The organism is Frankia sp. AiPa1, from assembly GCF_023243075.1.
In the GTDB taxonomy this organism is placed as follows: domain Bacteria; phylum Actinomycetota; class Actinomycetes; order Frankiales; family Frankiaceae; genus Frankia.
The window spans coordinates 42,655-65,796 of sequence record NZ_JALKFZ020000034.1 but is presented as its reverse complement, the minus strand read 5'-3'; the positions used below and the strand labels follow the sequence as shown (position 1 = coordinate 65,796).

Here is a 23,142-nt window from a genome sequence, read left to right as displayed (position 1 = left end):
TGCACAGTCCCGCCCAGTTCTGGGAGCCGCACGTGTCCAGCTGTTTTGCCACGCCCCGCGGCAGGCAGCAAGGACCCGCAGGCGGATTCTCGGCCAGGCCACAGACATGAATGCGCTGGTTGTCTCCGCCCACTTCGGCGGCGAGCGAGCCATGCGGATCCACCGCGACGGCAACCGGTTCACGCCAGGCTGGAACCAGCCACTGGAAGGGGACCGGCAACCGGTTATGGAAGGTGACGGCGCATCGATTCCTATGTAAGGACTCTGATATTTATTCGAGTTCTGAGATAGGATGAACAGTGCCCGCCACCGCCAGATCAAGGTGAGAACCTGTGCCGATTCCCGCAAGCCACCTGGACCTGCTCGAACGCCCACTGTTCGCTCATGTCGCCCAACTGCGCCCGGACGGTCAGATCCAGACGAACCCCGTCTGGTACGCCTGGGATGGCGCGCGGCTACGCCTGACGACCACCAGCGACCGGCAGAAGGGACGCAACGCCGTCGCCGATCCCCGGATCGCGCTGTCCGTACACGACCCCGACCAGCCGTACCGGTATCTCGAGGTGCGTGGCGAAGTCGAGGCGATCGAAACGGACCCGAGAGGCGAGTTCTTTGACGTTCTTGCCAAACGTTACGGCCTGGCCTACGACAACCTCCCCGACGCGGCTCGCCGGGTTGTGCTCGTGGTTGCCCCGCGCACCGCTTCCTGGCAGTAGCGGCTCGCGACGGCTCTGGCTGCGGGCGCGACACTTCACCGCACGCTGCCGATTCACCGACTGCCGATTCACCGACTGCCGATTCACCGAGGAGCGGACCGCGCGAGGCGGAAGCCCACATCGTCGGATGCGGGCAGCGGACGTCAATAGCGGACGTCAATAGCGGACGTCGCCGCGCTGCAGCAGCGGGGGATACACGGTGGAGCTCTCGCCGTCGACGGTGGTGCCGGCGAACTGCAGCATCGCGCGAAGCGCACCGTGCATCGGCGCCGGGTAGTCCAGCGTCGGTGCGGAAACCTCGTTCAGCACGCGGAGCTGGTCCGCGGTGAGCGTCACCGCCAGGCCGGTGAGGTTGTCCGTGAGGTGACTCGTCCGCCTGGCACCGATGATCGGCACGACGGTCCCTGGGCGGGAGCGCAGCCAGGCCAGGGACACCGCCGCCGGCGCGGCCCCGAGTTCGTCGGCGATCGCGAGGACCGCCTCGATGACCACGAGCTCCGCGTCGCTCGGCTGGCCGACATAGGCCGTGCGGGCCGAGTCCGTGACCTGAGCGCCGCGCCGGTACTTGCCGGACAGGAATCCGTTCTTCAGTGGGCTCCACGGCATCAGCGCCATCCCCTGGTCGAGCGCGAGCGGGGCGAGTTCGCCCTCGACCGTGCGGGCAAGCAACGAGTACTCGACCTGCAGGGCGATGATCGGCGTCCGGCCTTGCAGCACGGCGATCGTCTGTGCCTGGGCGGTGAACCACGCCGGGGTGTTCGAGAAGCCGAGATAGCGGATCTTCCCGGCCCGGACCAGGTCGTCGAGTGTCCGCATTGTCTCCTCGATCGGTGTGTTGCGGTCCCAGTTGTGCAGCCAGTAGAGGTCGAGATAGTCGGTCCGCAGCCGGCGCAGGCTCTCCTCCAGCTGGGCGATGATCGATCTACGGCCGGCGCCGCCGCCGTTCGGGTCCCCGGGGAACATGTTGGTGAAGAACTTCGACGCCAGGACGACGTGGTCGCGCTGGCCGGGATGCGCGGCGAAATAGTCGCCGAGAATCGTCTCCGAGTGGCCGTTCGTGTAGAAGTTGGCGGTGTCGACGAAATTGCCGCCGAGGTCAAGATAGGTGGTGAGGATCCGCTCGGATTCCTCGACGCCGCACCCGGCGCCCCCGGCGTCGGTTCCGAAGGTCATCGCGCCGAGCGCGAACGGGCTGACCCGCAGCCCGGATCGGCCAAGCGTCACATAGTGGTCAAGTGCCATGGTGGGTTCCGGTGCCCTTCAGGACAGGGGTGAACTGACCCGGACATCGAAACGCGGGCGGCCGGTGCGGCGGTAGGCTGATCCACGCGGGGTCTTGCCCGATCCTGCCAACCCTGATCCTGCGAACCCCGATCCTGCGAACGTTGCCCCGATCAGGCTTGCTGGCTGGCCGCCCGCGTGGTTGGGTCCTCACGTGCGTACCTGGGCCGACCTGCTGGACGGCATCGGCCGCGTCGTTGCGCTCCGTGCTCGCCCGGATCTCCGGACGCCGATCCCAGGCCTGCTGATGTCCAGGGTGGAAACGTCGGTCCCGGACTACTCGCTGACCGATCCGTTACTGGTCGTCATGGTCCAGGGCGGCAAGCGGCTCCTGGTCGGCGATCAGGTCCTCGAATATCGGGCCGGGCAGTGTCTCGTCGTCAGCGCCAGCCTGCCCGTCACCGGTCACTTCCTCGACGCCAGTCCGCGGACCCCAGCGCTGGGAGTGGGCTTGGAGCTACGGCGCACCGCGATCGCCCCGCTGCTGCTGGAGGCCCCACCCGGACGGAGGTCCCGCGCGACGGACCGACCGCCCACGATGACGACCCGCGACGCCGATGACGACCTTCTCGACGCCGTGGCCCGTCTGGTGCGTCTGGTCGATCGCCCCGCCGACGCGCCGGTACTCGCTCCGCTGATCGAACGGGAGATCCTCTGGCGGCTGCTCACGAGCTCCCACGGCGACATGATTCGGCAGATCGGACTGGCCGACAGCAGCCTGTCCCACGTGAGCCGGGCCATCCAGTGGATGCGCGACAACTATGCGGAACCGATACGGATTTCCGATCTTGCCAGGTTGGCTGGCATGAGCCCGTCCGCGTTTCATCGGCACTTCCGCGGGATCACCGCGCTGAGCCCGATCCAGTTCCAGAAGCGCATCCGGCTCCAGGAGGCCCGTTCGTTGTTGATGGCCGGAGCGGGAGATGTCGCGGGCATCGGCCATCTCGTCGGCTATGACAGTCCCACCCAGTTCAACCGCGAATACCGTCGGCTCTTCGGCGCCCCGCCCGGGCGGGACGCGGCCCGGCTTCGCGCGGGGGCCGACCTGGCCGGCGAGCGATATCTGCCGTGACCCTCCCGTGCTTCGCGTCCTATCCGCCGAGCGCGGCGAGCGCCTTGTCGGCGTGCGTGTTCATGTTCAGTTCACTGGCGATGGCCTCGATGATGACCCGGTCCGTGCCGATCACGAAGGTGGCGCGCTTGACCCGGAGCAGGTCGATCGGCCGCTTCACGCCGAACGCCCTCGACACGGTGCCGTCGGCGTCGGACAGCAGCGGATAGTCGAAGGAATGCTTGTCGGAGAACTCCTTCTGCTTGGCCACGGTGTCGGTACTGATACCGATCCGCTGTGCCCCGACCTTGGCGAACTCCGCCGCGAGGTCCCGGAAGTGACAGCTCTCCGCGGTGCAGCCCTTGGTCATCGCCGCCGGGTAGAAGAACAGGACGACCGGGCCGGCGGCCAGGAGTGCGGAGAGCCTGCGAGGAGTGTTGGTCTCGTCCGGAAGCTCGAATTCCGGCGCGGTGTCGCCAGCACGCAGCATCGGTGCGTTCCTCACTGTAGGGGGAGGACCGGCGCCGTCACGGCGCCCACGGCATCCGTGCGCCGACCATTCTCGTACGTTACTCCGACCCGGTGACGGCCCGCACGAGAGGAACGCCAGGAGGTTTTCGGCCGTTCCGGTCCGTCCGTCCCGCGTCTGTGCCTGAGCAGTGCTGGCAACCGGCGGCCGAGGCCGACCGGCAGCCGGGCGTGGGGCCGCCCGTGTTCACCAGGACCGTAATCGTGCTGCCGCGGCTGTTCGCGACGACCACGTCGAGGCGGTCGTCGCCGTCTCCGGTGACGTCACCGATGTTCGTTCCCGACGGGTCCGGGCCGGCGGGATAGGTCCGCGGGGACTGGAAGGTGCCGTCACCCCCTGCCCAGCGGCACCGATACCGTGCCGTCCTCGGTGTTGGCGACGGCGAGGTCGGTGCTGCCGTCCCCGTTCGGATCGCCCGCCTCCACCGCGACCGGGCCATGCCCGGTGGCGTGGTGGGCCGGCGGCGCGAACAGCGTGTCCGCCCGGTGGTTCCGGGTACGGCGCTGACGGCGGATACCGCCACGCTCACCACCGCCCGGAACTGGCCGACTGTCCGCCGTCGAGCAGGCGGACTGGGCCAGGTGCTGGAGGAGGCCGGGGATCACCGTGGCCTCGAACGCATGGAAGAGCCGGGTCCGCTCATCTCACTCGATCAGCTCCTGCTGCCGCGGCTGCAGGCCGGTCCGGGGGATGCGCTGCCACTCGGCGTGCTGCACTTCGAGGGTGCGGAGAGTGGCCAGCAGGGCCTCAGCCTCTCCTTGGCCGCCGGTCGCCTCGGTCCAGCCCCTGATGTCGAGGTGGCGCCTGCCCTAACATGGTCGCGATGCCGACCCTGTTGATCGTCCACCACACGCCTTCGCCGTCCATGCAGGCCATGTTGGAAGCGGTGCTGGCCGGTGCCAGAGACGAGGCGATTGAGGGAGTGGATGTTGAGGTGCGCCCGGCGCTGGCCGCTACTCCGGTTGATGTGCTGGCCGCGGACGGCTACCTGCTGGGGACGCCCGCCAACATCGGCTACATGTCAGGGGCTTTAAAACATTTTTTCGACCAGGTGTATTACCCCTGCCTGCTCGAGAGGCGTGCTGGGAGCTGGGGGCCACGGTCGCCGCGAGCCTGATGCCGTAGTTGACCGGAGATCGCTCCGTCAACGACCATCCTCCAGCGTCGCGAGCAGGGCGGCCAGCCGGGTGGCGCGGGTCGCCGGGTTCGAGGCCGTCAGCAGGCGGTGCAGGACGGAGTAGCGATCGGCGCGGTCAGGGCGACGAACGCCGCGCTGGCCGTGGCGGATGCCGCCAGCGCGGCGCCAGGTCGTCGGGGATCTGGGCGTCCGCCGCCCCCGGGTAGGCCCGGTCCCAGCGTCCGTCCGCCTGCGCGCGCTCGACCTCGGCCTGGCCCCGAGGCCGCATCCGGCCCTCATCGATCAGCCGCGCCACCAGGGCGGTGTTGCGTTGCGACCACAATGACGCCTTACGGCGTGGGGTGAAGCGGATCTGGAAGGTGGCGGCGTCCCCGCTCTTCTTCTGCCCGTCGATCCAGCCGCTGCACAGCACCTCCTCGAGCGCGAGGTCGTAGCGCAACGATGTCGGCGACGTGGTGCCTTTCTTGGCCAGGACCAGCCAGACGCCGTCGGAGACGTCCTCGTTCACGTCGAGCCAGGCGCGCCACGCGACGCGGTCGGCGACAGTCAGAATTTCCGGCGCGGCGGCGGTCCGTGCCCTTGCTCCTTTGTAACCCACGCTCATGATGGTGAGCGTACAAAGCCCGGACGCCGCCCGAACCGGGCCCCGTTTCAGGGCAGTTCTCAGCAGTCCGCCAGCGACCGCCGCGGCGGCGCAGATTCACTGGGCCTGGGTGGGTTGCGACCGGGTGGCTCCCGTGCTGAGCGTGGCGCGCGCCGGGCGACCTATGCCCGTGACGAGGGATTGACCTGTGATCAGGCGATACGGGACAAGCCGTCGGTGTCGACCCCGAACTATCGAAGGCTCGACCGGCGGCCATCCTGCCATCTGATCGCCCGGGACAATGCCTCGCTCGCCGGTCGGAATTGTCGCTACGGGGTCAGTCGGCCGCCAGCATTCTGCGGACCACTCGTTCGAGCTCGGGAAGTTTTTCTTGGAGCACCTGCCAGACGAGGGCGTCGTCGACGGTGGCGTAGCCATGGATGAGGATGTTCCGAAAGGCGACTATTCGGGGGAGCTCGGGGATCGCGGCGGCGAGGTCCGGGGCGACTTTGGACAGCTGGTTGAGTGCCTCGCCGATGATTTCGAACTCGCGCTCGACGGCGGCGCGGAGCATCGCGTTCGCCTGATAGTCGGTGAAGGTCTGGCCATGGGCGAAGTTTCTGGCGAGTTCAGCCGCGTTCGCGGCATCCCAGAGGTACTTCCGCGGGTCAGGCGGCATACAGGGGCTGCCTGGTGCGCATGACCTGCTCGTGGAAATAGGGGTTGCGAATGCTGGTGACGCTGACGACATCAACGGCGCAGCCCAACATGCTCTCGAGGCCCTCCTTGAGGGCGAAGTAGGTGCCGTAGTAGTCGAATTCGGCGCGATCGTCGAACTCGACGAGGACATCGACGTCGCTGCTGTCGAGGTCGAAGGCGTCGCTGGTCGCGGAGCCGAAGAGGTCGAGGCGGCGGATGCCAAGTCGACGGCAGAGTCCTTGGATCTCTGCCCGCCTGGCCTCGATCAACGGATGCATGCTCACCTCCTCTCGGCGATTGTGCCCGATGGGATGGCCGGTGCACCGGTGCCTCGACCTGCTCGCGCAGCGCGTCCTCGTCGGCAGTGAGCGCCGCCGTCACGGGAAGCAGCCGCCGACGTAGGCGCAACCGGGCCCAGCCGTGCGTGTCCCCCCTTGGGCTGGGCGGGGCGGGCCCGGCAGCATGGGCTCGCGGACCAACGCTTATCACACGGCTGACTGGCTGCGCATCGCGGATCTTGTCAGCGGCTGTCAGAACCTCCCGGTCGGCACGGCCCGACGCATCAGTCTCCACGGCACGGGGCAGAAGCCGGGCCCGCTCGGCGCCACGGGGCGGCGAGCCCTGCGCGACACGTAGTGTGACCCCGCGGCGCATGCGACTTTCCGCAAGCACCCGGCCTGAACAGCACATCCAGCCACAACCTCAGCTGAAGAGCTACCCTGGAAAGGGTGGAACGGCAGATAGCCGAGGTGATGGCAGCGTATCGGGCTGGCGAACGTTCGGCGGCGCTGGCGTTTCCCACGGTAGGCGGGCTGGAGGAAGAAAAGGCCCAACTCTTGGCGGGCCAAAGCGAGTGGGCACGGTGGCGCGCCGGCGTCCCACGGGTAACGAACGTGGCGGCCGAGTGGGAAACCCTGGAGCTTGAGCAGCGCCGGGCCATCATTGAGACGGTGATCGAGGCCGTTGTACTTAAACCGCCGACGAAGAAGGGCGCACGGACTTTTGACGCCGCGCGCCTGGAGGCCATTTGGAAGGTGACATAACATGCCCGCCCTCATCGCGAGGGCGGGCTTACCTTGTATCCTGGTTTCATGCCGACATTGCTGGTTGTCCACCACACTCCCTCGCCGAACATGCAAGAGATGCTGGAAGTGGTGCTTTCGGGAGCCCGGACAGACGAGATTGATGGTGTCGATGTACAGGTACGTCCGGCGCTGGCGGCAACTGCGGTTGATGTCTTGGGTGCGAATGGCTATGTATTGGGGACCCCGGCCAATATTGGCTATATGTCCGGCGCTCTGAAACATTTCTTTGATTGCGTAGGAGCTCGGCGAGGCGTGCTGTGGCGAGCAGGACAGCGGGGTGGTCATCGCCGAGCAAACGACGTTGGCGGCTCAGCGTGTCCTCATAGGCGGCCCGGGCGGCCTTCCGCTCGCCCAGGGCCCACAGGACGTCCGCGAAACCGGCCGCCGTAATCAGCGTCGACCCGTGGTCATCGCCCAACATCCGCTTCTTCCGGCTCAAGGTGTCTTCGAACAGGGCGCGGGCGGCCTGGTAGTCACCGAGCGCGGCCAGGTCGCGGGCGAGATTGTTGGCGGACGAGAGGGTGTCGAGGTGGTCCTCGCCGAGCACCCGCAGCCGGCGGGCGTGGGTGTCCTCGTCCATGGACCACGCGGCCTGGTAGTCGCCCTGATCGTAGAGCGTCCGCGCCGCTTTGCTGGCCATCGCGAGGGTGGCGAAGTGGTCGGCGCCCACCGTCGCTCGGAAGCGTTGCAGCGTCTCGTCCTCGTGCGGGCGGGCAGCCCGGCGGGGCGGGCTCGGATTCGCGGAGGTAGGACTAGGGAGAGGGGGAACGGGAGTGACTGGTACGGCTCGTCGGTCCGGCCTGCCCTGCGGGGCGCCGACGCCGTCCCCCACCTGGTGCCGATAACCGCTGGCGAGGCGCCGCTGCAACTCGATGTGGCGGAACTGGTAGGCGGCGCCGGCGTGGCGTAGGACGCCACGGTCGCGCGCGTCGGCGAGGAACGTCATCACCCGCAGCGGCGTCCGGCCCCGCCACGCGAGCCACAGCCGGGCCACGCCAAGCGCCCCCCAGGCCGAACCGAGTCCGCTCAAGGTCGCGCCCACGATCGCAAGGGCCACCCCGCTGACGAGGCCAGCAAGGAACGGCGCGGCGGCACCACCGGCGTATCCGCCGCTCAGACCGACCGCGACCCCACCTACGATCCCGGCGAAGAGTCCACGCAACAGCGCGGCGGCGCGGTCCTGGGCGAGGACGTCGCGGGGATCGGCGGCCCGCGCAGTATCCACCGACGATCCCTGCCCGAGCTCGAGCAGCAGCACCAACAGCGGCACGGTGACGAGAGCGGCCGCGATCCCGATCTCCAGGCTGTCCCTGGGCCCGGGTTGTCTGTTCGCCACCAGCAGGAGCAGCGTTCCACCAACCGCGCCGATCAGGACGCCGCCGACCACGGCGGGATACCGCGGCCGGCGTAGCGCGATCCGAATCGGGGCGGAGGGATTGCGGGGTTTCTCCGCCGGTCGCCGCAGCACCCACCGGCGCAGCGCGCCGCCGGCGACGCGGTCCGCGACCATGAAGGGGATGCTCGTCGTCGATCGATCGCGTCGATGACGAGCGCCTTGGACCTCCGGTCGAGTTCGTCGACCCAGCTCAGGAACTCGTCTGTGACGCGGACATCCCACTCGTCCACGGCCTGAAGTTTAGCAAATCCTCAACTCCCTCGTCGCCAGGCCAGTCCGAGCAGGGGGCACCTCAGGGGGCGTGCCGACGCCGGAATCACGTAGTTGTCGTTCCAGTACCACGGGCGACGCACGGTCCGGCTGTGCAGAACTTGCGACCCAGCACGCACCACCCCTGCGGACCAGGCGCGACTGGTCGCAACTCCACGGAATCCGATGCACACGTCGGCTTGGCGGCCGGATGAGCCAATGGCCGTCCGGTGGTGAACCCTGCCCGGTCGGTCGACTGGGCAGGTCCGGGTGACTTCGTCCCGTGGCCGAGCCATGACCAGGGTTCGGCACATTTCTTCGACCAAGCCTATTACCCCTGTTTGGACGCCACCGTCGGCCACCCTTACGCGCTGTACGTGCATGGCAATAACGACACGATGGGTGCGGTGCGGGCGGTGGAGTCGATCGCTACCGGCCTGCGTTGGCGGCGGTTGTGCGAGCCGGTGACGGTGATCGGTACCGCGGACGCGAAGGACCGGGGGGCATGCTGGGAGCTGGGCGCCAGCACGGCGGCGCACCTGATGCCGTAGTGCTCGGGTCTGGTCGAATATCGAAGAGGGTTCATGCGCCGTGCATGAAAGCGTGGTAGCGTAAATATATGAGCGAGTCCGCCGACCTGGGCATCATCCAGGTGCGCGATGTCGATCCGACGACGCTCGCGGTCCTCCGCGAGCGCGCCAGATCGCTGGGCCAGTCACTGTCCGGGTACTTGCGGGACCTGATGGATGCCGACGCGGCCACGGAGACCAATGCCGAGGTCATCGCCCGCATCGCCCGCGACAGGGAACCGGTGGAGCTCACCATGGACGACATTCTCGCGGCGCGCGACGAGGGACGGCGTTGACTCTCACGTACGTGGTCGACTGCTCGCTCGTCATTGATGTGCTTTCCGTCCGCGGCGACGACAAGCTGCTCCGGCAGCGTCTGTCCGCCCCGCGCACGCTGCACGCCCCGCACCATCTCGACGTCGAGGTCGCGTCAACAGTCCGCGGGCTTGCGGCCGGGAAGAAGATCACTGACCATCGCGGCGAGCAGATGCTGGCTGACTACGCGCGCCTGCGGATCACCCGCCATCCGGTCTGGCCCTACCACCCCCGGATGTGGAAGCTGCGGCACAACCTCGGCGCCTACGACGCCGCCTACATCGCGCTCGCCGAAGCACTCGGCTGCGACCTGCTCACAGGCGACACCAAGCTCAAGAACGCTGCCGGACACCGCGCGACGGTCATCGTCACCCGGTAGCACAAGTCGAAAAGGTTGAGGATGCACGGCCTACCTCCGCTCGGTGGCCGGCACGTGGCCGGCGGCGGCGACCCGGCATGCCGGCGTGGCCAGCCCCGCTGGCCGTCCAGCCGCCGCGCGACTGTCGATATCCGTGCGGCTGTCAGAAGCCGAGAGGGTGACCAGTCGTGACGTCGACGTGGGCGGGGATCTCCTCGTGGCGGGTACCGACCGTCGGCGTCCCGGTCGGCTCGAACAGCAGAATCGCCGCGCCCGACGGCGCGGCCGGCCGGTGCTCGACGCCGCGGGGCACGGTGAACACCACGCCCCGCGGGAGCCGGACCGTCCGCTCCCCGGCGGCCTCCCGCAGGCCGATGTGGAGCTCGCCGGCCAGGACCAGGAAGAACTCGTCGGTGTCGTCGTGTGCGTGCCAGAGGTGCTCACCGGCGACCTTGGCGACACGGACGTCGTAGTCGTTGACCCGGGTCACGACGCGCGGGCTCCACAGCGCGTCGAAGGAGGCCAAAGCGTCGCTCAGTTCGATCGGTTCAGTGGTCACCCGCCCATCGTCGCCAGATCCGCACCCAGCCGTCAGTGCTAGGAATCGCATATGCCGCATGGTTCCTCGCAGGGGGGCGGTGCCGTGGGCCCGCGCCGCGTCGTCGTGATCGTCGACGAGCAGTCGAACCCGTTCGAGCTCGGCTGCGTCACCGAGGTGTTCGGTTTGCGCAGGCCCGAGCTCGGTCGCGAACTGTACGATTTCCAGCTCTGCTCGCCCGCGCCGGCCACGCTCATGCGCGATGGGTTCTTCACGCTCACGGGCATTGCCGACCTGGGTCTCGCCGACACGGCGGATATGCTGATCGTTCCGAACCGGCCCGACGTCCACGTGCCGCGCCGCCCGGCCGTGCTGGACGCCGTCCGCCGCGCGCATGCCCGCGGAGCGCGCCTCGTCGGCCTGTGCAGCGGCGCGTTCACGCTCGCGGAGGCTGGCGTCCTCGACGGCCGGCGAGCGACGGCCCACTGGATGTGGGCGGACACGTTCCGCGCCCGGTTCCCGTCGGTGCGCCTCGAGGAGGACGTGCTGTTCGTCGACGACGGCGACATCCTCACCGCCGCCGGGAGCGCGGCGGCCTTGGACCTCGGCCTGCACCTCGTCCGCCGCGATCACGGCGCCGAGATCGCCACCGCCGTCAGCCGGCGGCTGGTGTTCACGCCGCGCCGCGACGGCGGGCAGCGGCAGTTCATCGTCCGCCCCGTTCCCGAGATCAGGGACGAGTCGCTCGCACCGCTCCTGGCTTGGGCGCTTGAGCGGCTGGACACACCGCTGACGGTCGCTGACCTCGCCAGGCGGGCGTCGGTCAGCCCGGCGACCCTGCACCGCCGGTTCCAGGCCCAGTTGGGTACGACCCCGCTGGCGTGGCTCACCGGTGAGCGGGTCGCATTCGCCTGCAGGATGATTGAACAGGGCGAGCCACGTTTCGAGATCGTGGCGCGGCGCAGCGGCCTTGGAACCGCCGCCCACCTACGCACCCTCCTGCGCCGGTGGACGAGCCTGTCGCCCTCCGAGTACCGACGCCAGTTCGGGCCTTCCGCCTGACGGCGCAGGATTCATGTTCGGCAGTCCGTTGGACACGTAGCGTGGCCATCCGACGTACCCGACTTTCCGGTACTTCTGCGACACCGTGTACTACCCCGTGCTCGAGGCGACGATCGGCCGGCCTTACGCCTACTACGTTCACGGCAACAACGACACGACGGGCGCGGCGCGGGCCATCGAGTCGATCGCCACCGGGCTGCGCTGGAAGCGCCTGCGCGATCCGGTGACGGTGATCGGCGCTCCGGACACTGCCGACCGCGAGGCACTGTGGGAGCTCGGCGCCACCGCCACCGCCGCCGCCAGCCTGATGCCGGGTGCATGAAAGCGGATCACGCTGGCGGGATGGCCTCCCGCTTCGGGGATCATGTTGATCGTGGTCCTGTGAAGGCGTCGAGGTGGTCGAGTGCCCAGGCCTCGAAGCTGGTGGCGGGGCGTTTCAGGAGCCGGGCGACATCGTCGGTGAGGACGGCGCTGCGTCCCGCCCGCGCCCACCTGGAGCCGGTGATGATGGCGTCGACGGCGGAGCTGTCCATTCCGGCGGCGAGCATCTCGTCGCGTGCCACGTCGAGAGGCACGTCGACAGTCGTGACTGGGCTGCCGAGCAGCTGTTGGAGCCGGGCGGCTTGGTCGGGCACGGCGAGCGGGTCCGGGCCTGTCAGGGTGTAGGTCTGGCCCGCATGCGCGGAGGAGGTCAGGGCTTCGACAGCGACCGCGGCCACATCGCGCGGGTCGATGACGCCCTGCCCGCTGTTCCCCGTCAGGTTGCGCACCGGGTTTCCAGATCTGATCGCTGGGGCCCAGTACAGGGTGTTCGACGCGAAAGCGGACACCTGTGGCACCACCCGGCTGTCCCGCCCCGGCCTCGGAGCCGTGCGGTCGGCTGAAGCCGTTGACGCTGCCTACGCTGGATTACCGAGGCGGACCAGGTTCTCGATTTCGGCGAGCTTCGCTGGCGGCAGGGTGCTGACCCGTTCGACCAGGTCCTCTCTGGTCACCGAAAGGAGCCAGGTGCAGGGGACTACGCCTGGACGCGGAAACGCGACGCGCAGGACGCCCTCGAAGGGAAGTCCTTCAGGAGTTCCAATCGCAACCTCCGCGGCCACGCCATCGAGGTCGGTGCCGGCTGGGGGGACCACTTGCATAGCCAGGAACCCGGACTCGCCCTCAGCTGAGAGGAGAACCACCGGCCGTCGTTCGCCGAAATCCACCCACCAGACTTCGCCAGCCCGCATCCGCTCTCCTGCCGCCGCCCGGTTAGCATCCCGACAGGGCGCTGTTCGCTTGTTTTCCCTACCCATACGTTAGCAAGGGCGCCGCGACCAGATCTACTATTCGTGCCTGGAGGCGACCGTCGGCCGGCCGTACGCGCTCTACGTCCACGGGAACAGCGACACCACCGGTGCGGTCCGGGGTGTCGAGACCATCACGACCGGACTGAAATGGAAGCGCCTGCGCGACCCGCTGTCCGTGATCGGCGAGGCGGACGCCGTCGCGCGAGAGGCTTGCTGGGAACTCGGCGCGACCACCGCTGCCAGCCTGATGCCCGACACCGCCGGCGGGTGACGGGTCGGAGCGGCGATGATGTATCGCTCGCATGGTGGGCATAAGCATTTCGACTCCCCTCTTGTTTCACACTCCCAGGACGGTCACGCAACGTCATGGCACTTCGTTGCGCAACGTGCTCAGCCAATCGCGGACGCAAGCCGAGTACGAAGAGCCCTTAATGGCAGGGCGCGGCGGCGGGCAGTTGCCCGGCGACGAAGGCTCTGGGAGAGGTTCCCATCATGCGGCGGAACTCGGCGGTCATGTGGGACTGGTCGTAGTAGCCTGCTTCGGCGGCGAGCCGGGCAAGGGACTGATGGCTGGCGCCCGCGAGCACATGCCGTGTCCGCGCAATGCGGGCGACGTGTTTGGGTGGAATGCCGACGGCGTCGGTGAAGAGGGAACGCAGGTGTCGCTCGCTGACCTTCAGACGCCGAGCTGTTGGCTGAACCCGCGGTCCAGGGCTGGTCAGGGAGGTCAGGGCGAGGGTAGCGCTGCGCACGAGTTCATCACGAGCCAGGTCGTGACGCGACCGAGTCCGCACTCGGTCCATCAGCGTAGCGGCAAGTAGTCCGACGACTGCGGTGGGATCTGACTCGACGTTGGACAGATCATCGACGAGCCGATCACCTGTCACACCCCACAAATCGCCTATTGGGACGACTCGGTCGACGAGTCCGCTCAGGGGAACGCCCAGCAGCGACTGAGCCCGGCCGAGCTGCATTCGCATCTTGACGCAGAACGGCACCCGGCTCACCTCGAAATATTCGGCGCGCGTACGAGGCCCCATGACCACGAGTTCAGTGCGATCACTGGTCGCACGTACGACCAGAGCCGTCGTGGCGTCCGGAGCCTCGGCGCGGACGGGGTGCGCAGGTTCGCCGCCGGACGCGGCGACGCTCAGTTGCGAGATCCATGGCCGCAACCCGACCGGCAGCGGGATGATGCGTTCCGAGTCGTCATTCACCACCGACCCCACGATAGAAGCCTGTCCGTGGTGAGCGGCCCGGTGGCATGGCCGACAGGGCGTGCCGAAACGTCCTATCCGCCACCGTCTGCCCACTGGCACCGTTGCCCACATGATCCTTGTCACCGGTGCCACCGGCACCGTCGGTAGCGAAGTCGTCCGGCTTCTGGTCGCCCGCGGCGCGGCGGTCCGCGCGATGACGCGCAATCCCGCGAACGTTCCCGCCTCGCTCGGTGTGGACATCGCGCGGGCCGACTTCGATGACTCCGCGTCGCTTTACGCGGCGGTCGACGACGTCGAGAGCGTATTCCTGCTGACGGCGCCAGCATCACCCTCGCCCCACCACGACCTAGCCCTGCTCGAAGCCGCCGTCGCGGCCGGCGTGCGCAGAGTGGTGAAACTCTCAGCCATCGGGACCGGCGAGACCGACGACCATGGCAGGACAGTGGGCGCATGGCACCAGCAGGCGGAGCGGGCTGTGCAAACCAGTGGCATCGCCTGGACGGTGCTGCGGCCATCCGCCTTCGCGTCGAACACCCTGGACTGGGCCCTGGCGATCAGATCCGGAAGCCCGGTACGCAACCTGACGGGGAACGGCAGGCAGGGCGTCATCGACCCGCGCGACGTGGCCGCGGTCGCCATCGAAGCACTGGTATCCCCCGCGCACGCGGGCCAGACCTACACCCTCACAGGCCCGGACCTGCTGGCCGTGCCCGACCAGGCCGCCCAGCTCGAAAAGTTGCTCGGCTGCCCGGTCACCACCATTGACCTACCGCTCGACGTGGCACGCGACGAGATGATTGCCTCCGGGCTGGACAGCTCCGTCGTCGATGTCATCGTCACCGGCTCCGGGTGGGCGCGGGCGGGACACAACGCGGTCCTCACCGAGGACGTGCCCCGGCTCCTCGGACGCCCCGCCGCCAGCTTTGAGGCCTGGGCACTCGACCACCTCGACAGCTTTGCGCAAGGACGATCGAATGGTGACCGGGTCGCGCAGGCGTGTCCAGCGCAGACCGGTCGCGATCGACTCGAAGGAACGCAGAGAGGGTCCAGGGTCGGCGGTTCGGTGGCGGGACGTGGCGGCCAGTACAGCTGATGCGCGAACGTAAGCCGAAGCGCCTCCGCCTGTGCCGCAGTCAAAGGAGGCGGCGCCGGGCTCGCAGCGGTCGTCGTGGTATCGCTGCTCGCAGATCTGGGCGATGTGGGTGCACCGGCCCATGCGGTATCCGGCCCCACCTCCGGGCTCGTCGCCGTTTCCAGGAGCAGCCAGTGGGCCGCCTGGTCGGCGACCCAGCGGTCTGGCGTGCTCCCGGCATCTCCCCGCCCGCCACGTGGGTCGCTCAGTACCAGGACGGCTACCCGTGGCCCGGCCACGCTGCGCGGACCCCGCCTGATCAGTGTGGCCGCCTGCCCCCAAGGGCAGATAACCGCGCCGTTCGTGTTCAGGACGTTGACGTGCCAGCCCTGCTCGGTCGCGGTCACCTCAAGCGCGATCCGAGAGACACCGTGGTTACTGACGACGACACCGAGGGGTAGGTGACCCCGACGGCCGGCTGTCAGTGACTGTCCGACGCCAACCCGTGCGACCCGAGGCACGCAGCACTGCACGCTGTCGTATTCGTAGGCGAGTACCCATCGGCCCCCCGAAACCGTCACTCGGCGCCCTGTCTCCCGTCCGCGATCCACGGGTATCCCAGAACCAGGGTGACATACCCGAGGCGCGCGGAGCACGGGAACTCGTCGTCGTACGCAACGGACAGCGGCTGTTCGGCGAGATCGTCGAGTCCTAACTCCAACTGGTGGAGTTCGCCGCGGACGGCTACCCGCGGCTCATCCGACTACCGAACCTGGCTTCGTCCTCGTCGATCCCTACCGCGGCCTCGGCCGTCCGGCGGTGGACCATGCGACCGCGAGCCGACGTTCGCCTGGGATTCCGTAGAGTTGCGATCAGTGGCGCGTGGCCGGGAGGGATGGTGGGTGGTGGCTCGCAAGTTCGGCACGGCCGGGCCGTGCTTGCCTGGCAAGCACTTCATGATCCCGGCGTCCGCGCGGCTTCCCGAGGTGCCCGACCTGGTGGCCAGGGAGGACTACTTCGTCCTGCATGCCCCGCGCCAGACCGGCAAGACGACGGCGCTACAGGCGCTCGCCACGGACCTGACCGCGAGTGGTCGCTACGCGGCGGTCGTGCTGTCGTTGGAGGCCGGACGCTCCTGGCCCGACGACGTCGGCGCGGCTACCAGAGCAATCCTCGGCCTCGCCAGGGAAGCGGCGGAGGACTACCTGCCGGCCGACCTGCGCCCGTCGGCCTGGCCGGACGCCTGGGACGAGAGCCTGCTCGCAGCCGCTTTCGGCGCGTGGGCGCGGGCTTGTCCACGTCCCCTGGTGCTGTTCCTCGACGAGATCGACGCACTGTCCGGGCGCACGCTGCTCAGCGTCCTCGGCCAGGTGCGCGACGGCTACCGCCGACGGCCGGCCGGCTTCCCCTCGTCGATCGCCCTCTGCGGCCTGCGCGACGTCCGCGATTACAAGGTCGCCTCAGGAGGTGATCCGACCCGGCTCACCTCACCTAGCCCGTTCAACATCAAGGTGACGTCGCTACGGCTGAGCGACTTCACCCTCGACGAGGTCCGTGTCCTCTACGGGCAGCACACCGCCGACACCGGCCAGGAGTTCACCCCCCAGGCCGTGGAGTACGCCTACGCGCTGACGATGGGGCAGCCGTGGCTGGTCAACGCCCTCGCCTACGAGATCGTCGACCGCATGAAGGTCCCCACGACGACGACGATCACCGCCGACCACGTCGACGAGGCCGACGAGCGGCTCATCGTCGCGCGGGAGACCCACCTGGACTCCCTGCTCGACCGGCTCCGTGACCCCCGCGTCCGGCGGATCATCGAGCCGATCCTCGCCGGCACGGAAGTCAGGTTCGACCCGTTCTCCGACGACCTCGCGTACACCACCGACCTCGGCCTGATCCGACGGACCGCGTCGACGGTCGAGATCTCCAACCCGATCTACCGCAATGTGATCACACGAGTTCTCGCCGACGGCCTGTTCGACGGCGTGACCGGTGCGCCGCAACCGCGTTCGTTTGTCCTGGCTGACGGGCGCCTTGACCTACCCGGACTACTCGCCCGCTTCACCGAGTTCTGGCACCGGACCGAGGACGTCCTCAAGGCCGACGAACCCTACCGCGAGGTGACCCCCCACGTCACGCTGCTCGGATACCTCGACCGCGCCATCAATGGCAGCGGCTTCGTCGACCGTGAGTACGGCGTGGGCCGTGGCGCCATGGATCTACTCGTCCGCTGGAGTCACACCGGGCCCGACGGCAAACCCGCCGTCCAGCGCGAGGCATTGGAGGTCAAGACCCACCGCCCCGGGGACGCCGATCCGACCCAGGCTGGCATCAGCCAACTCGACGGCTACCTGCTACGCCTCGGTCTCCCCACCGGCCACCTCGTGATCTTCGATCAGCGGCCCGCCGAACGCAAACGCGTCGGCACCGAGATGGGCGCCCAGACCGCCACCAGCCCGAGCGGGCGCACCATCACGGTGGTGCGAATCTGATGCTCTCACCTCGGCCCAAGGACCTGACCTCGCGAGTCCTCCGCTCCGACGTCAGCGATGATCAGGCGTGGACCTCCGTACAAGCGGAAGGCCAGGTCACAGCAGGTCGGCGCCATGCTCGCTACGGAGGCATATCTCGCCCCGCACGTTTTGGCTGATCTCCCGGCCGAGTCGCTACTCAAGGTCCGCAGGCACGCTGGCCTGTCCAGCTCTGGTGCGAAAGGTGTGCCGAACTCTGATCACAAGGTCCTCGCTCTTGGTGACGTTCCTATGTGGGTCTTGGGCGAACGACCCACGGTCCTTAGGCGCAGGCCAGCGAGCTACGGCATCAGGCTCGCGGCCGTGGTGGCGCCCAGTTCCCAGCATGCTTCCCGGTCCTTCGCCTCGGGTGTACCGATCACCGTCACCGGTTCCCGCAGTCGCTTCCAGCGCAGGCCGGTCGCAATCGACTCGACGGCCCGGACGGCGCCGGTGGTGTCGTTGTTGCCATGCACGTACAGGGCGTAGGGGCGGCCCACCGTAGCTTCCAAGACCGGGTAATAGGCTTGGTCGAAGAAGTGTCTCAAGCCCCGGACATATAGCCGATGTTGGCCGGGGTGCCGAGCAGGTAGCCGTCAGCGGCGAGCACGTCGACCGCGGTCGCGGCCAGCGCCGGCCGCACGAGACCACATCCACACCCTCGATCGCGTCGTCTCGCGCGCCGGCGAGGACCGCCTCCAGCATCGCCTGCATCGTCGGCGACGGCGTGTGGTGGACGATCAGGAGAGCTGGCATCGCGGCCATGCTGTGGCCCGGCCGACGCATGGACACGCATGGAGCTCTCCGCTCCGTCCGGCATCGGCGCGACGTCCACCGCCGGTGGGTCTCCGCGACGCGATGCCGGGCGGGGTCGAGCCCACACCGCTTCCGGCCTGGTCGGCGGCTCCCTCTAGATTCCTGCCTGACGATGCCGCTCAGGGCGGGAACGCAAAGACGCGGAGGGACACGGACGATGGCGACCGTGGCACGTGACCGGCTGGCGAGGATGTTGCGCGGCGATACGGAGACCGCCTTCTGCGTGGAGTTGACGGCGAGTACGGATGAGCTGGCCCTCGAGGTCGAGGGCATTGGGCCCGTCACGTTTCCGGTGCCGCCCGCGCAGGCCCGAACGCTCCTCGGCCTCGGCCAGCCCGCCCGGTTCGGCCGCGGTGAGGAGACTCTGACTGACCCGGGCGTCCGCGACACGTGGGAGATCCCGAAGGACCTCGTCCGCGCCCGATGGGACGACGATGCGCTGAACGGCATTTTGACAGCGGCGAAGGACGAGCTTGGCCTGCCGATCGCCGCCGAACTGACCGCCGATCTGCATTCTCTTCTCGTGTACGAGCCGGGCCAGTTCTTCCTCGCGCATCAGGACAGCGAGAAGGATGACTCGATGATCGGCACCCTCGTGGTGACGCTGCCGTCCAGTCATACCGGCGGCGAGCTGGTGGTGCGGCATCTCGACGAGCGAACGGTTCACCGGGGGTCGACGGCAGAGCTGTCGCTGGTCGCCTTCTACGCCGACTGCAGGCATGAGGTACGCGAGGTCCGGTCGGGGTACCGGATCGCGCTCACCTACAACCTGCTGCTGCGCGGGGATACCGACCTGCCCGAGGGCGACGAGGGAGCAGTCGCCGAACTCGCCGATTTCCTTCGCGAGCACTTCAGCACACCGGTGCCCACCCATCGTCCCGCGGTCGCGGAACACCCGCCGAACCGCCTCGTCTACCTCCTCGACCACGAGTACACCCCACGTGCGCTGGGCTGGAGCGCGCTGAAGGGCGCCGACGCCGCTCGGGCCTCCCTGCTGCGGGCGGCGTCCACACGGGCGGGGTACGAGGCCGTCCTCGCGCTCGCCGAGGTGAAGACGACGCACAGTGCCTTCGACGCGGATGACGACGAGTACGGGTACCGACAGCGCTCCTGGGATGACGATGAGAATGGCGAGAACGATGAGGACGGCGAGGATGTCGACGGCACGGCCGACTACGACATCCAGGAGCTGATCGACGTCGACATCACGCTCACGCACTGGACCGGTCCGCACGGCGGCCAGTTGGAGGCGACCTCACTGTCCGTCAGCGCCGACGAGGTGTGCGCGTCGGCGCCGACGGACGATCTCGAGCCCTATGCCACGGAATACGAGGGCTACATGGGTAACTGGGGCAACACGCTGGACCGCTGGTACCACCGGGCGGCCGTCGTCGTGTGGCCCCGCGAGCAGGCCTTCGCCAACCGGGCCGAGACATCGCCAGCCTGGGCGCTCGACACGCTCACCGAGATGGCGCTGGCGGGCGACGTGTCGGGCGCGAGGGCCGCCGCGGCGACGCTCGAACCGTTCTGGGACGGCGCCCTGCGCGCACGGTCGCCGCGGGACAAGGACAGGATCTCCGCGACGTTCGGTGTGGCGCTGCGCACGGCGGACGCCGTAGCGGACGCACCGGCCGCGGCGATGCTGCTGCGCCCGTTCCGGGTTGAGAGCCTGACCGCCGACGACGTCACGTCCTTCGGAAGGCTCGCCAGCCGCTACGGTCAGCAGTGGACCGTCGGCCTGCTGCGGACGTGGGCCGGCGCGGGCGAGTCGACCTGGGCCGGCCGCGGACCGGAACGCAGACAATGGGTGGCGGACTCGCTGCCCGGCCTGTGCGCGGGGCTGCACGCCGCGCCCGGTGCCGGCGCGACGACCGCGCAGCTGCTCCTCGACCTGGCGTGGAGGTGGCTCAGCGAGGCCATCGGCATCGCGGTCAGGTCGTCGTCCCCTCGCCTGCGTGACCGCGGCCTCGACGACCTGGGCAGGCCGCTCGCGGCGGTGCTGACGGCCGCCGCCGCGACCGGGACGGCCAGCATCCGGGCCGCGGTGGCCGCGTACCTCCGGCAGCAGCCGGACGCGATCACCGCGCTGGAAATGCCCGCGCTGCGCGCCGCGACGGACCTGCCCGGCGACGGCCTCCGCGGCGAGGCAGGCTTCGGCGACCTGGCCACGGACTGCGCGGCGCGGCTGTCGGCCCGGCTGGCCCTCCCACGGCGCACGTCCATCGACTGGTCGATCACGCTGCCCACCGGCGGCTGCGCCTGCGACCTGTGCGACACCCTGCGCGCGTTCCTGGCGGACCCGGACCAGCGCACCCTCGAATGGCCGCTCGCCAAGGGGGGCAGGCAGCATGTCCACTCCCGCATCGACACAGCCGAACTGCCCGTCAGCCACGTCACCCGGCGGCTGGGCCGCCCTTACACTCTCATCCTCCACAAGACCGACACGCTCTTCACCGACGAGGCGGCAGCCCGGGCCAGCGATCAGGCGGATCTGGAGTGGCTCACGGAGAGCTTCACCTCGGCGCATCGGCCGCTGAGGGCCTGATCGCCGCGCCGCCCCGGTTACCGGCCAGTCACACGCTACGCCGACGCCGCGGCCGAGACTGTCGCCGCACGCACCACGTCCTGAGGAGGAACTGGTGGACGCTCTCACGCTCGGTGCTCCCGACAGCCGGCGAGTGGTGCTGTTCGCCGCGGGTGCGGGCGGCGATCCGCAACGGCATCGGCCGTTGCTGAAGTACCTGGCGGCCCACGGTTGCCAGGTCATCGCGCCGTACTTCGAACGTTTCCCCGCCGAGATGACCGCCGAGGATCTGCTCGCGCGGCCGCGTGGGCTGGTCGCGGCGCTGCGGGAACACGCCACGCCGGGCCTGCCGGTCGCCGTGGTCGGTCATTCGATCGGGGGATGGGCCGCGCTCTGCCTGGCCGGGGCGACGCCCTGGGCTCGCGACGGCACGCCGATGGAGGTGCCGCGCGAACCGCGGGTGTCCCGTCTGGTCCTGTACGCGCCCGCCGTCGGCTGGTTCGCCGCGCCGGGTTCTCTGGACGCCGTGACGGCACCGATGCTCGTCTACGCCGCAGAACAGGATCGGATCACCCCGGTCGAACAGATCCTCAACCTCACGAAGGCACCCGGCCCGGTGGACGTCCGGACCGTAGCGGGAGCCGGACATTTCAGTTTCATGAACACGCCGCCGCCGGACGCGACCGCGGACCCCACGTTCGAACGCAACCGCTTCCTCGTCCAGCTCGCCCGCGAGACCCAGCGGTTTCTCGACGAGCCGAAGGACCTGTAGCGGTTACGTCGCGTATCCGAGGAGGGTTGGCGCCACGGTGAGGCTGCCGGCCCGTTGCCCACGGCGCGGCCTCGGTCGGGCTGAGTGATCACGGTGATGACGATTCCCCGCGCGGTCAGGGCCGCGCAATCATCGGCGAGGACCTGCCATGCAGGTCGACGGTGACCGGCCAGACGGGGCGCCTGCGATCAGACCGGCACCGCGACATTCAGGCGTTCCTGGGCGGCCGCGGCGGAAAGGCGTTTATCATAGCTGATGAAGACGAGCGACGGCGCGTCGAGCCGGAGAGCCGTCGCGAGATGAAGAGCGTCCAGCGACCGCAGCAGGGGATCCGTCAAGGCCGCGGCGGAGACCAGGATCGGCTCCTCGATGGGCACGAGCGTGACGCGAGCCAGGACGTCGGGAACCCGGGGAAGCGCGCCGGGGTCACTGCGACGCAGTGCACGGGTCACTTCCAGCGTGGCAAGCGCAGAGGACACCGAGACGCCAGGCCGGACGGCGAGCCAGGATCGCAGCGCGCGTGTCTCCGGTTCTGGATGAACCAGCTTCACCAACGCACTGGAATCCAGATAGATCACGCAGAATCCTCGCGCAGTTCCGCGACGACATCCGTGGAATCGCGCCCGTCCCAGCCGCCGGTGGGAACCGGTTCGGGGAGATCAGCCAAGCCCGCCGTGGGCACGGTGACACGCCCCTCGGCGACGAGTTGATCCAGGTAGTCGCTGCCGGTCTGGGTCAGCTCCGGCACCAGCCTCGCCCACGGCCGCCCGTTGCGAGTGATGACGATCGACTCTCCCGCGTGGGCACGGTCGACCCAGCTACCCACGGCGTGGCTGAGATCCCGCATACTGACAGTAGCCATACCAAGAGTCTAACAGCTGTTAGACATGACATCCGGTCGCGGCGATGCCGCCAGGGAAGTGTAGGGGTCACGCAGCGGCTGGGAACTGTGAGCGGCGCGGATCGTCCGTTCGGCCTTGGCAGCGGCACCGGCGGCGATGTACCGCTGGGTACGGCCGTGCCCGATCTCCTCGATCAGCCCAGCGGCCTTCAGGCCCTGTAGGTCCCGTATCGCCTGGTCGCGGGTCAATCCCTCGTCACGGGCATAGGTCGCCCGGCGTGCGCCTGCCGGGCGAGTCGCAGCGTAGAGGGCTGCGACCGACCGCTCCCCCAACCTGGCCGCGGCGACCTGATCGGTCAGGATTCGCCAGACCTCGGCCGCCAGGTCAAGCCGTCGCTGGACGAGCTGCGCCCGCAGGTGGTGCGCGCGCAGGCAGAACCGAACCCAGCCGTGGGCCTCCCGATCCGGCAGGAAGCTTCCGCCCTGCGTCTCGGCCAACGCCGCATAGTAAAGGGCCGTGTTG

25 protein-coding genes and 5 pseudogenes are annotated in these 23,142 nt (G+C 68.9%); 14 read left to right on the top strand and 16 right to left on the bottom strand.

The genetic code is table 11. From position 1 onward, the window contains the following. The first annotated feature begins 332 nt into the window (after positions 1-332). The gene (locus MXD95_RS05795; protein ID WP_250639494.1) at positions 333-716 is read left to right on the top strand and encodes a PPOX class F420-dependent oxidoreductase; all 384 of its coding nucleotides are present in this window, start codon (positions 333-335) and stop codon (positions 714-716) included. Positions 717-872: 156 nt separating this feature from the next. On the opposite strand, the gene MXD95_RS05790 is transcribed toward MXD95_RS05795, so the two are convergent. Then, complete coding sequence (locus MXD95_RS05790) at positions 873-1,958, bottom strand: aldo/keto reductase (RefSeq protein WP_250639493.1); 1,086 nt, start codon at positions 1,956-1,958, stop codon at positions 873-875. A gap of 193 nt (positions 1,959-2,151) precedes the next feature. On the opposite strand from MXD95_RS05790, the gene MXD95_RS05785 reads away from it, so the two are divergent. Next, entirely contained in the window at positions 2,152-3,069 is a 918-nt protein-coding gene (locus MXD95_RS05785) for an AraC family transcriptional regulator (RefSeq protein WP_250639492.1), read from the top strand. Between the two features lie 19 nt (positions 3,070-3,088). Here MXD95_RS05785 and MXD95_RS05780 read toward each other — a convergent pair whose 3' ends face one another. Continuing rightward, complete coding sequence (locus tag MXD95_RS05780) at positions 3,089-3,538, bottom strand: peroxiredoxin (protein WP_285223534.1); 450 nt, start codon at positions 3,536-3,538, stop codon at positions 3,089-3,091. A 368-nt stretch (positions 3,539-3,906) separates the two neighbouring features. Beyond that, positions 3,907-4,182: a hypothetical protein gene (locus MXD95_RS05775; RefSeq protein WP_250639491.1), complete on the bottom strand. Its 276-nt coding sequence runs from the start codon at positions 4,180-4,182 to the stop codon at positions 3,907-3,909. A gap of 218 nt (positions 4,183-4,400) precedes the next feature. Here MXD95_RS05775 and MXD95_RS05770 point away from each other — a divergent pair, with 218 nt between their 5' ends. Continuing rightward, positions 4,401-4,694, top strand: a complete 294-nt coding sequence (locus MXD95_RS05770; RefSeq protein WP_518455281.1) for a flavodoxin family protein — start codon at positions 4,401-4,403, stop codon at positions 4,692-4,694. Between the two features lie 136 nt (positions 4,695-4,830). Here MXD95_RS05770 and MXD95_RS05765 read toward each other — a convergent pair whose 3' ends face one another. The 3 genes from MXD95_RS05765 to MXD95_RS05755 form a co-directional block, all read right to left on the bottom strand. Beyond that, on the bottom strand, positions 4,831-5,319 hold the full coding sequence (locus tag MXD95_RS05765; protein WP_250639490.1) for a YdeI/OmpD-associated family protein: 489 nt from the start codon (positions 5,317-5,319) through the stop codon (positions 4,831-4,833). A gap of 316 nt (positions 5,320-5,635) precedes the next feature. Next, a complete protein-coding gene (locus tag MXD95_RS05760; protein WP_250639489.1) occupies positions 5,636-5,977 on the bottom strand; it encodes a HepT-like ribonuclease domain-containing protein in 342 nt (113 codons plus the stop codon). Next, positions 5,967-6,275 (bottom strand): nucleotidyltransferase family protein, encoded by a 309-nt coding sequence (locus tag MXD95_RS05755; protein ID WP_250639488.1) that lies wholly within the window; start codon positions 6,273-6,275, stop codon positions 5,967-5,969. Before MXD95_RS05755 ends, MXD95_RS05760 begins: the two co-directional genes overlap by 11 nt. A gap of 450 nt (positions 6,276-6,725) precedes the next feature. Between MXD95_RS05755 and MXD95_RS05750 the strand changes: the two genes are divergently transcribed. Together MXD95_RS05750 and MXD95_RS05745 are read left to right on the top strand one after the other, a co-directional pair. Next, positions 6,726-7,040 (top strand): hypothetical protein, encoded by a 315-nt coding sequence (locus MXD95_RS05750; RefSeq protein WP_250639487.1) that lies wholly within the window; start codon positions 6,726-6,728, stop codon positions 7,038-7,040. Positions 7,041-7,088: 48 nt separating this feature from the next. Further along, positions 7,089-7,313: pseudogene (locus MXD95_RS05745) on the top strand (flavodoxin family protein); the annotation flags it as partial. A gap of 55 nt (positions 7,314-7,368) precedes the next feature. On the opposite strand, the pseudogene MXD95_RS05740 reads toward MXD95_RS05745, so the two are convergent. After that, positions 7,369-7,722: pseudogene (locus tag MXD95_RS05740) on the bottom strand (tetratricopeptide repeat protein); the annotation flags it as partial. Between the two features lie 1,316 nt (positions 7,723-9,038). Between MXD95_RS05740 and MXD95_RS05735 the strand changes: the two are divergent. The 3 genes and pseudogenes from MXD95_RS05735 to MXD95_RS05725 all read left to right on the top strand — a co-directional run. After that, positions 9,039-9,278: pseudogene (locus tag MXD95_RS05735) on the top strand (flavodoxin); the annotation flags it as partial. A 68-nt stretch (positions 9,279-9,346) separates the two neighbouring features. After that, on the top strand, positions 9,347-9,592 hold the full coding sequence (locus MXD95_RS05730; protein ID WP_250639486.1) for a hypothetical protein: 246 nt from the start codon (positions 9,347-9,349) through the stop codon (positions 9,590-9,592). Further along, on the top strand, positions 9,589-9,990 hold the full coding sequence (locus MXD95_RS05725) for a type II toxin-antitoxin system VapC family toxin (protein WP_250639485.1): 402 nt from the start codon (positions 9,589-9,591) through the stop codon (positions 9,988-9,990). The genes MXD95_RS05730 and MXD95_RS05725 overlap by 4 nt, the downstream gene beginning before the upstream one ends. A gap of 142 nt (positions 9,991-10,132) precedes the next feature. Here MXD95_RS05725 and MXD95_RS05720 read toward each other — a convergent pair whose 3' ends face one another. Then, positions 10,133-10,528 (bottom strand): cupin domain-containing protein, encoded by a 396-nt coding sequence (locus MXD95_RS05720; RefSeq protein WP_250639484.1) that lies wholly within the window; start codon positions 10,526-10,528, stop codon positions 10,133-10,135. 51 nt (positions 10,529-10,579) lie between these two features. Here MXD95_RS05720 and MXD95_RS05715 point away from each other — a divergent pair, with 51 nt between their 5' ends. Both MXD95_RS05715 and MXD95_RS05710 read left to right on the top strand, forming a co-directional pair. After that, positions 10,580-11,569 (top strand): GlxA family transcriptional regulator, encoded by a 990-nt coding sequence (locus MXD95_RS05715; RefSeq protein WP_250639483.1) that lies wholly within the window; start codon positions 10,580-10,582, stop codon positions 11,567-11,569. A gap of 79 nt (positions 11,570-11,648) precedes the next feature. After that, positions 11,649-11,891: pseudogene (locus MXD95_RS05710) on the top strand (flavodoxin); the annotation flags it as partial. 40 nt (positions 11,892-11,931) lie between these two features. Here MXD95_RS05710 and MXD95_RS05705 read toward each other — a convergent pair. The 3 genes from MXD95_RS05705 to MXD95_RS28840 form a co-directional block, all read right to left on the bottom strand. Next, complete coding sequence (locus MXD95_RS05705) at positions 11,932-12,399, bottom strand: Rossmann-fold NAD(P)-binding domain-containing protein (protein ID WP_250639482.1); 468 nt, start codon at positions 12,397-12,399, stop codon at positions 11,932-11,934. Positions 12,400-12,468: 69 nt separating this feature from the next. Beyond that, on the bottom strand, positions 12,469-12,801 hold the full coding sequence (locus MXD95_RS29545; RefSeq protein WP_250639481.1) for a type II toxin-antitoxin system PemK/MazF family toxin: 333 nt from the start codon (positions 12,799-12,801) through the stop codon (positions 12,469-12,471). A 488-nt stretch (positions 12,802-13,289) separates the two neighbouring features. Then, on the bottom strand, positions 13,290-14,078 hold the full coding sequence (locus MXD95_RS28840) for an AraC family transcriptional regulator (protein WP_250639480.1): 789 nt from the start codon (positions 14,076-14,078) through the stop codon (positions 13,290-13,292). A gap of 112 nt (positions 14,079-14,190) precedes the next feature. Between MXD95_RS28840 and MXD95_RS05690 the strand changes: the two genes are divergently transcribed. Continuing rightward, positions 14,191-15,174 carry an NAD(P)H-binding protein gene (locus MXD95_RS05690; protein ID WP_250639479.1) on the top strand — a complete coding sequence of 328 codons (984 nt, stop codon included), beginning with the start codon at positions 14,191-14,193 and terminating at the stop codon, positions 15,172-15,174. A gap of 556 nt (positions 15,175-15,730) precedes the next feature. On the opposite strand, the gene MXD95_RS05685 is transcribed toward MXD95_RS05690, so the two are convergent. After that, the gene (locus tag MXD95_RS05685; RefSeq protein ID WP_250639478.1) at positions 15,731-15,874 is read right to left on the bottom strand and encodes a hypothetical protein; all 144 of its coding nucleotides are present in this window, start codon (positions 15,872-15,874) and stop codon (positions 15,731-15,733) included. A gap of 181 nt (positions 15,875-16,055) precedes the next feature. On the opposite strand from MXD95_RS05685, the gene MXD95_RS05680 reads away from it, so the two are divergent. Then, on the top strand, positions 16,056-17,648 hold the full coding sequence (locus MXD95_RS05680) for a P-loop NTPase family protein (RefSeq protein WP_250639477.1): 1,593 nt from the start codon (positions 16,056-16,058) through the stop codon (positions 17,646-17,648). A gap of 320 nt (positions 17,649-17,968) precedes the next feature. On the opposite strand, the pseudogene MXD95_RS05675 reads toward MXD95_RS05680, so the two are convergent. Continuing rightward, positions 17,969-18,431: pseudogene (locus tag MXD95_RS05675) on the bottom strand (flavodoxin family protein). Positions 18,432-18,639: 208 nt separating this feature from the next. On the opposite strand from MXD95_RS05675, the gene MXD95_RS05670 reads away from it, so the two are divergent. After that, a complete protein-coding gene (locus MXD95_RS05670) occupies positions 18,640-21,027 on the top strand; it encodes a 2OG-Fe(II) oxygenase (protein ID WP_250639476.1) in 2,388 nt (795 codons plus the stop codon). Positions 21,028-21,121: 94 nt separating this feature from the next. After that, positions 21,122-21,778, top strand: a complete 657-nt coding sequence (locus tag MXD95_RS05665) for an alpha/beta hydrolase family protein (RefSeq protein ID WP_250639475.1) — start codon at positions 21,122-21,124, stop codon at positions 21,776-21,778. 188 nt (positions 21,779-21,966) lie between these two features. On the opposite strand, the gene MXD95_RS05660 is transcribed toward MXD95_RS05665, so the two are convergent. Genes MXD95_RS05660 through MXD95_RS05650 form a run of 3 tightly spaced genes read right to left on the bottom strand, consistent with a single transcriptional unit; the run spans position 21,967 to position 23,117 of the window. Continuing rightward, positions 21,967-22,356 carry a type II toxin-antitoxin system VapC family toxin gene (locus MXD95_RS05660; RefSeq protein ID WP_250639474.1) on the bottom strand — a complete coding sequence of 130 codons (390 nt, stop codon included), beginning with the start codon at positions 22,354-22,356 and terminating at the stop codon, positions 21,967-21,969. Further along, positions 22,353-22,640: a type II toxin-antitoxin system Phd/YefM family antitoxin gene (locus MXD95_RS05655; protein ID WP_250639473.1), complete on the bottom strand. Its 288-nt coding sequence runs from the start codon at positions 22,638-22,640 to the stop codon at positions 22,353-22,355. The genes MXD95_RS05660 and MXD95_RS05655 overlap by 4 nt, the downstream gene beginning before the upstream one ends. 9 nt (positions 22,641-22,649) lie before the next feature. Next, the gene (locus MXD95_RS05650) at positions 22,650-23,117 is read right to left on the bottom strand and encodes a Fic family protein (protein WP_250639472.1); all 468 of its coding nucleotides are present in this window, start codon (positions 23,115-23,117) and stop codon (positions 22,650-22,652) included. Positions 23,118-23,142: the final 25 nt, after the last annotated feature.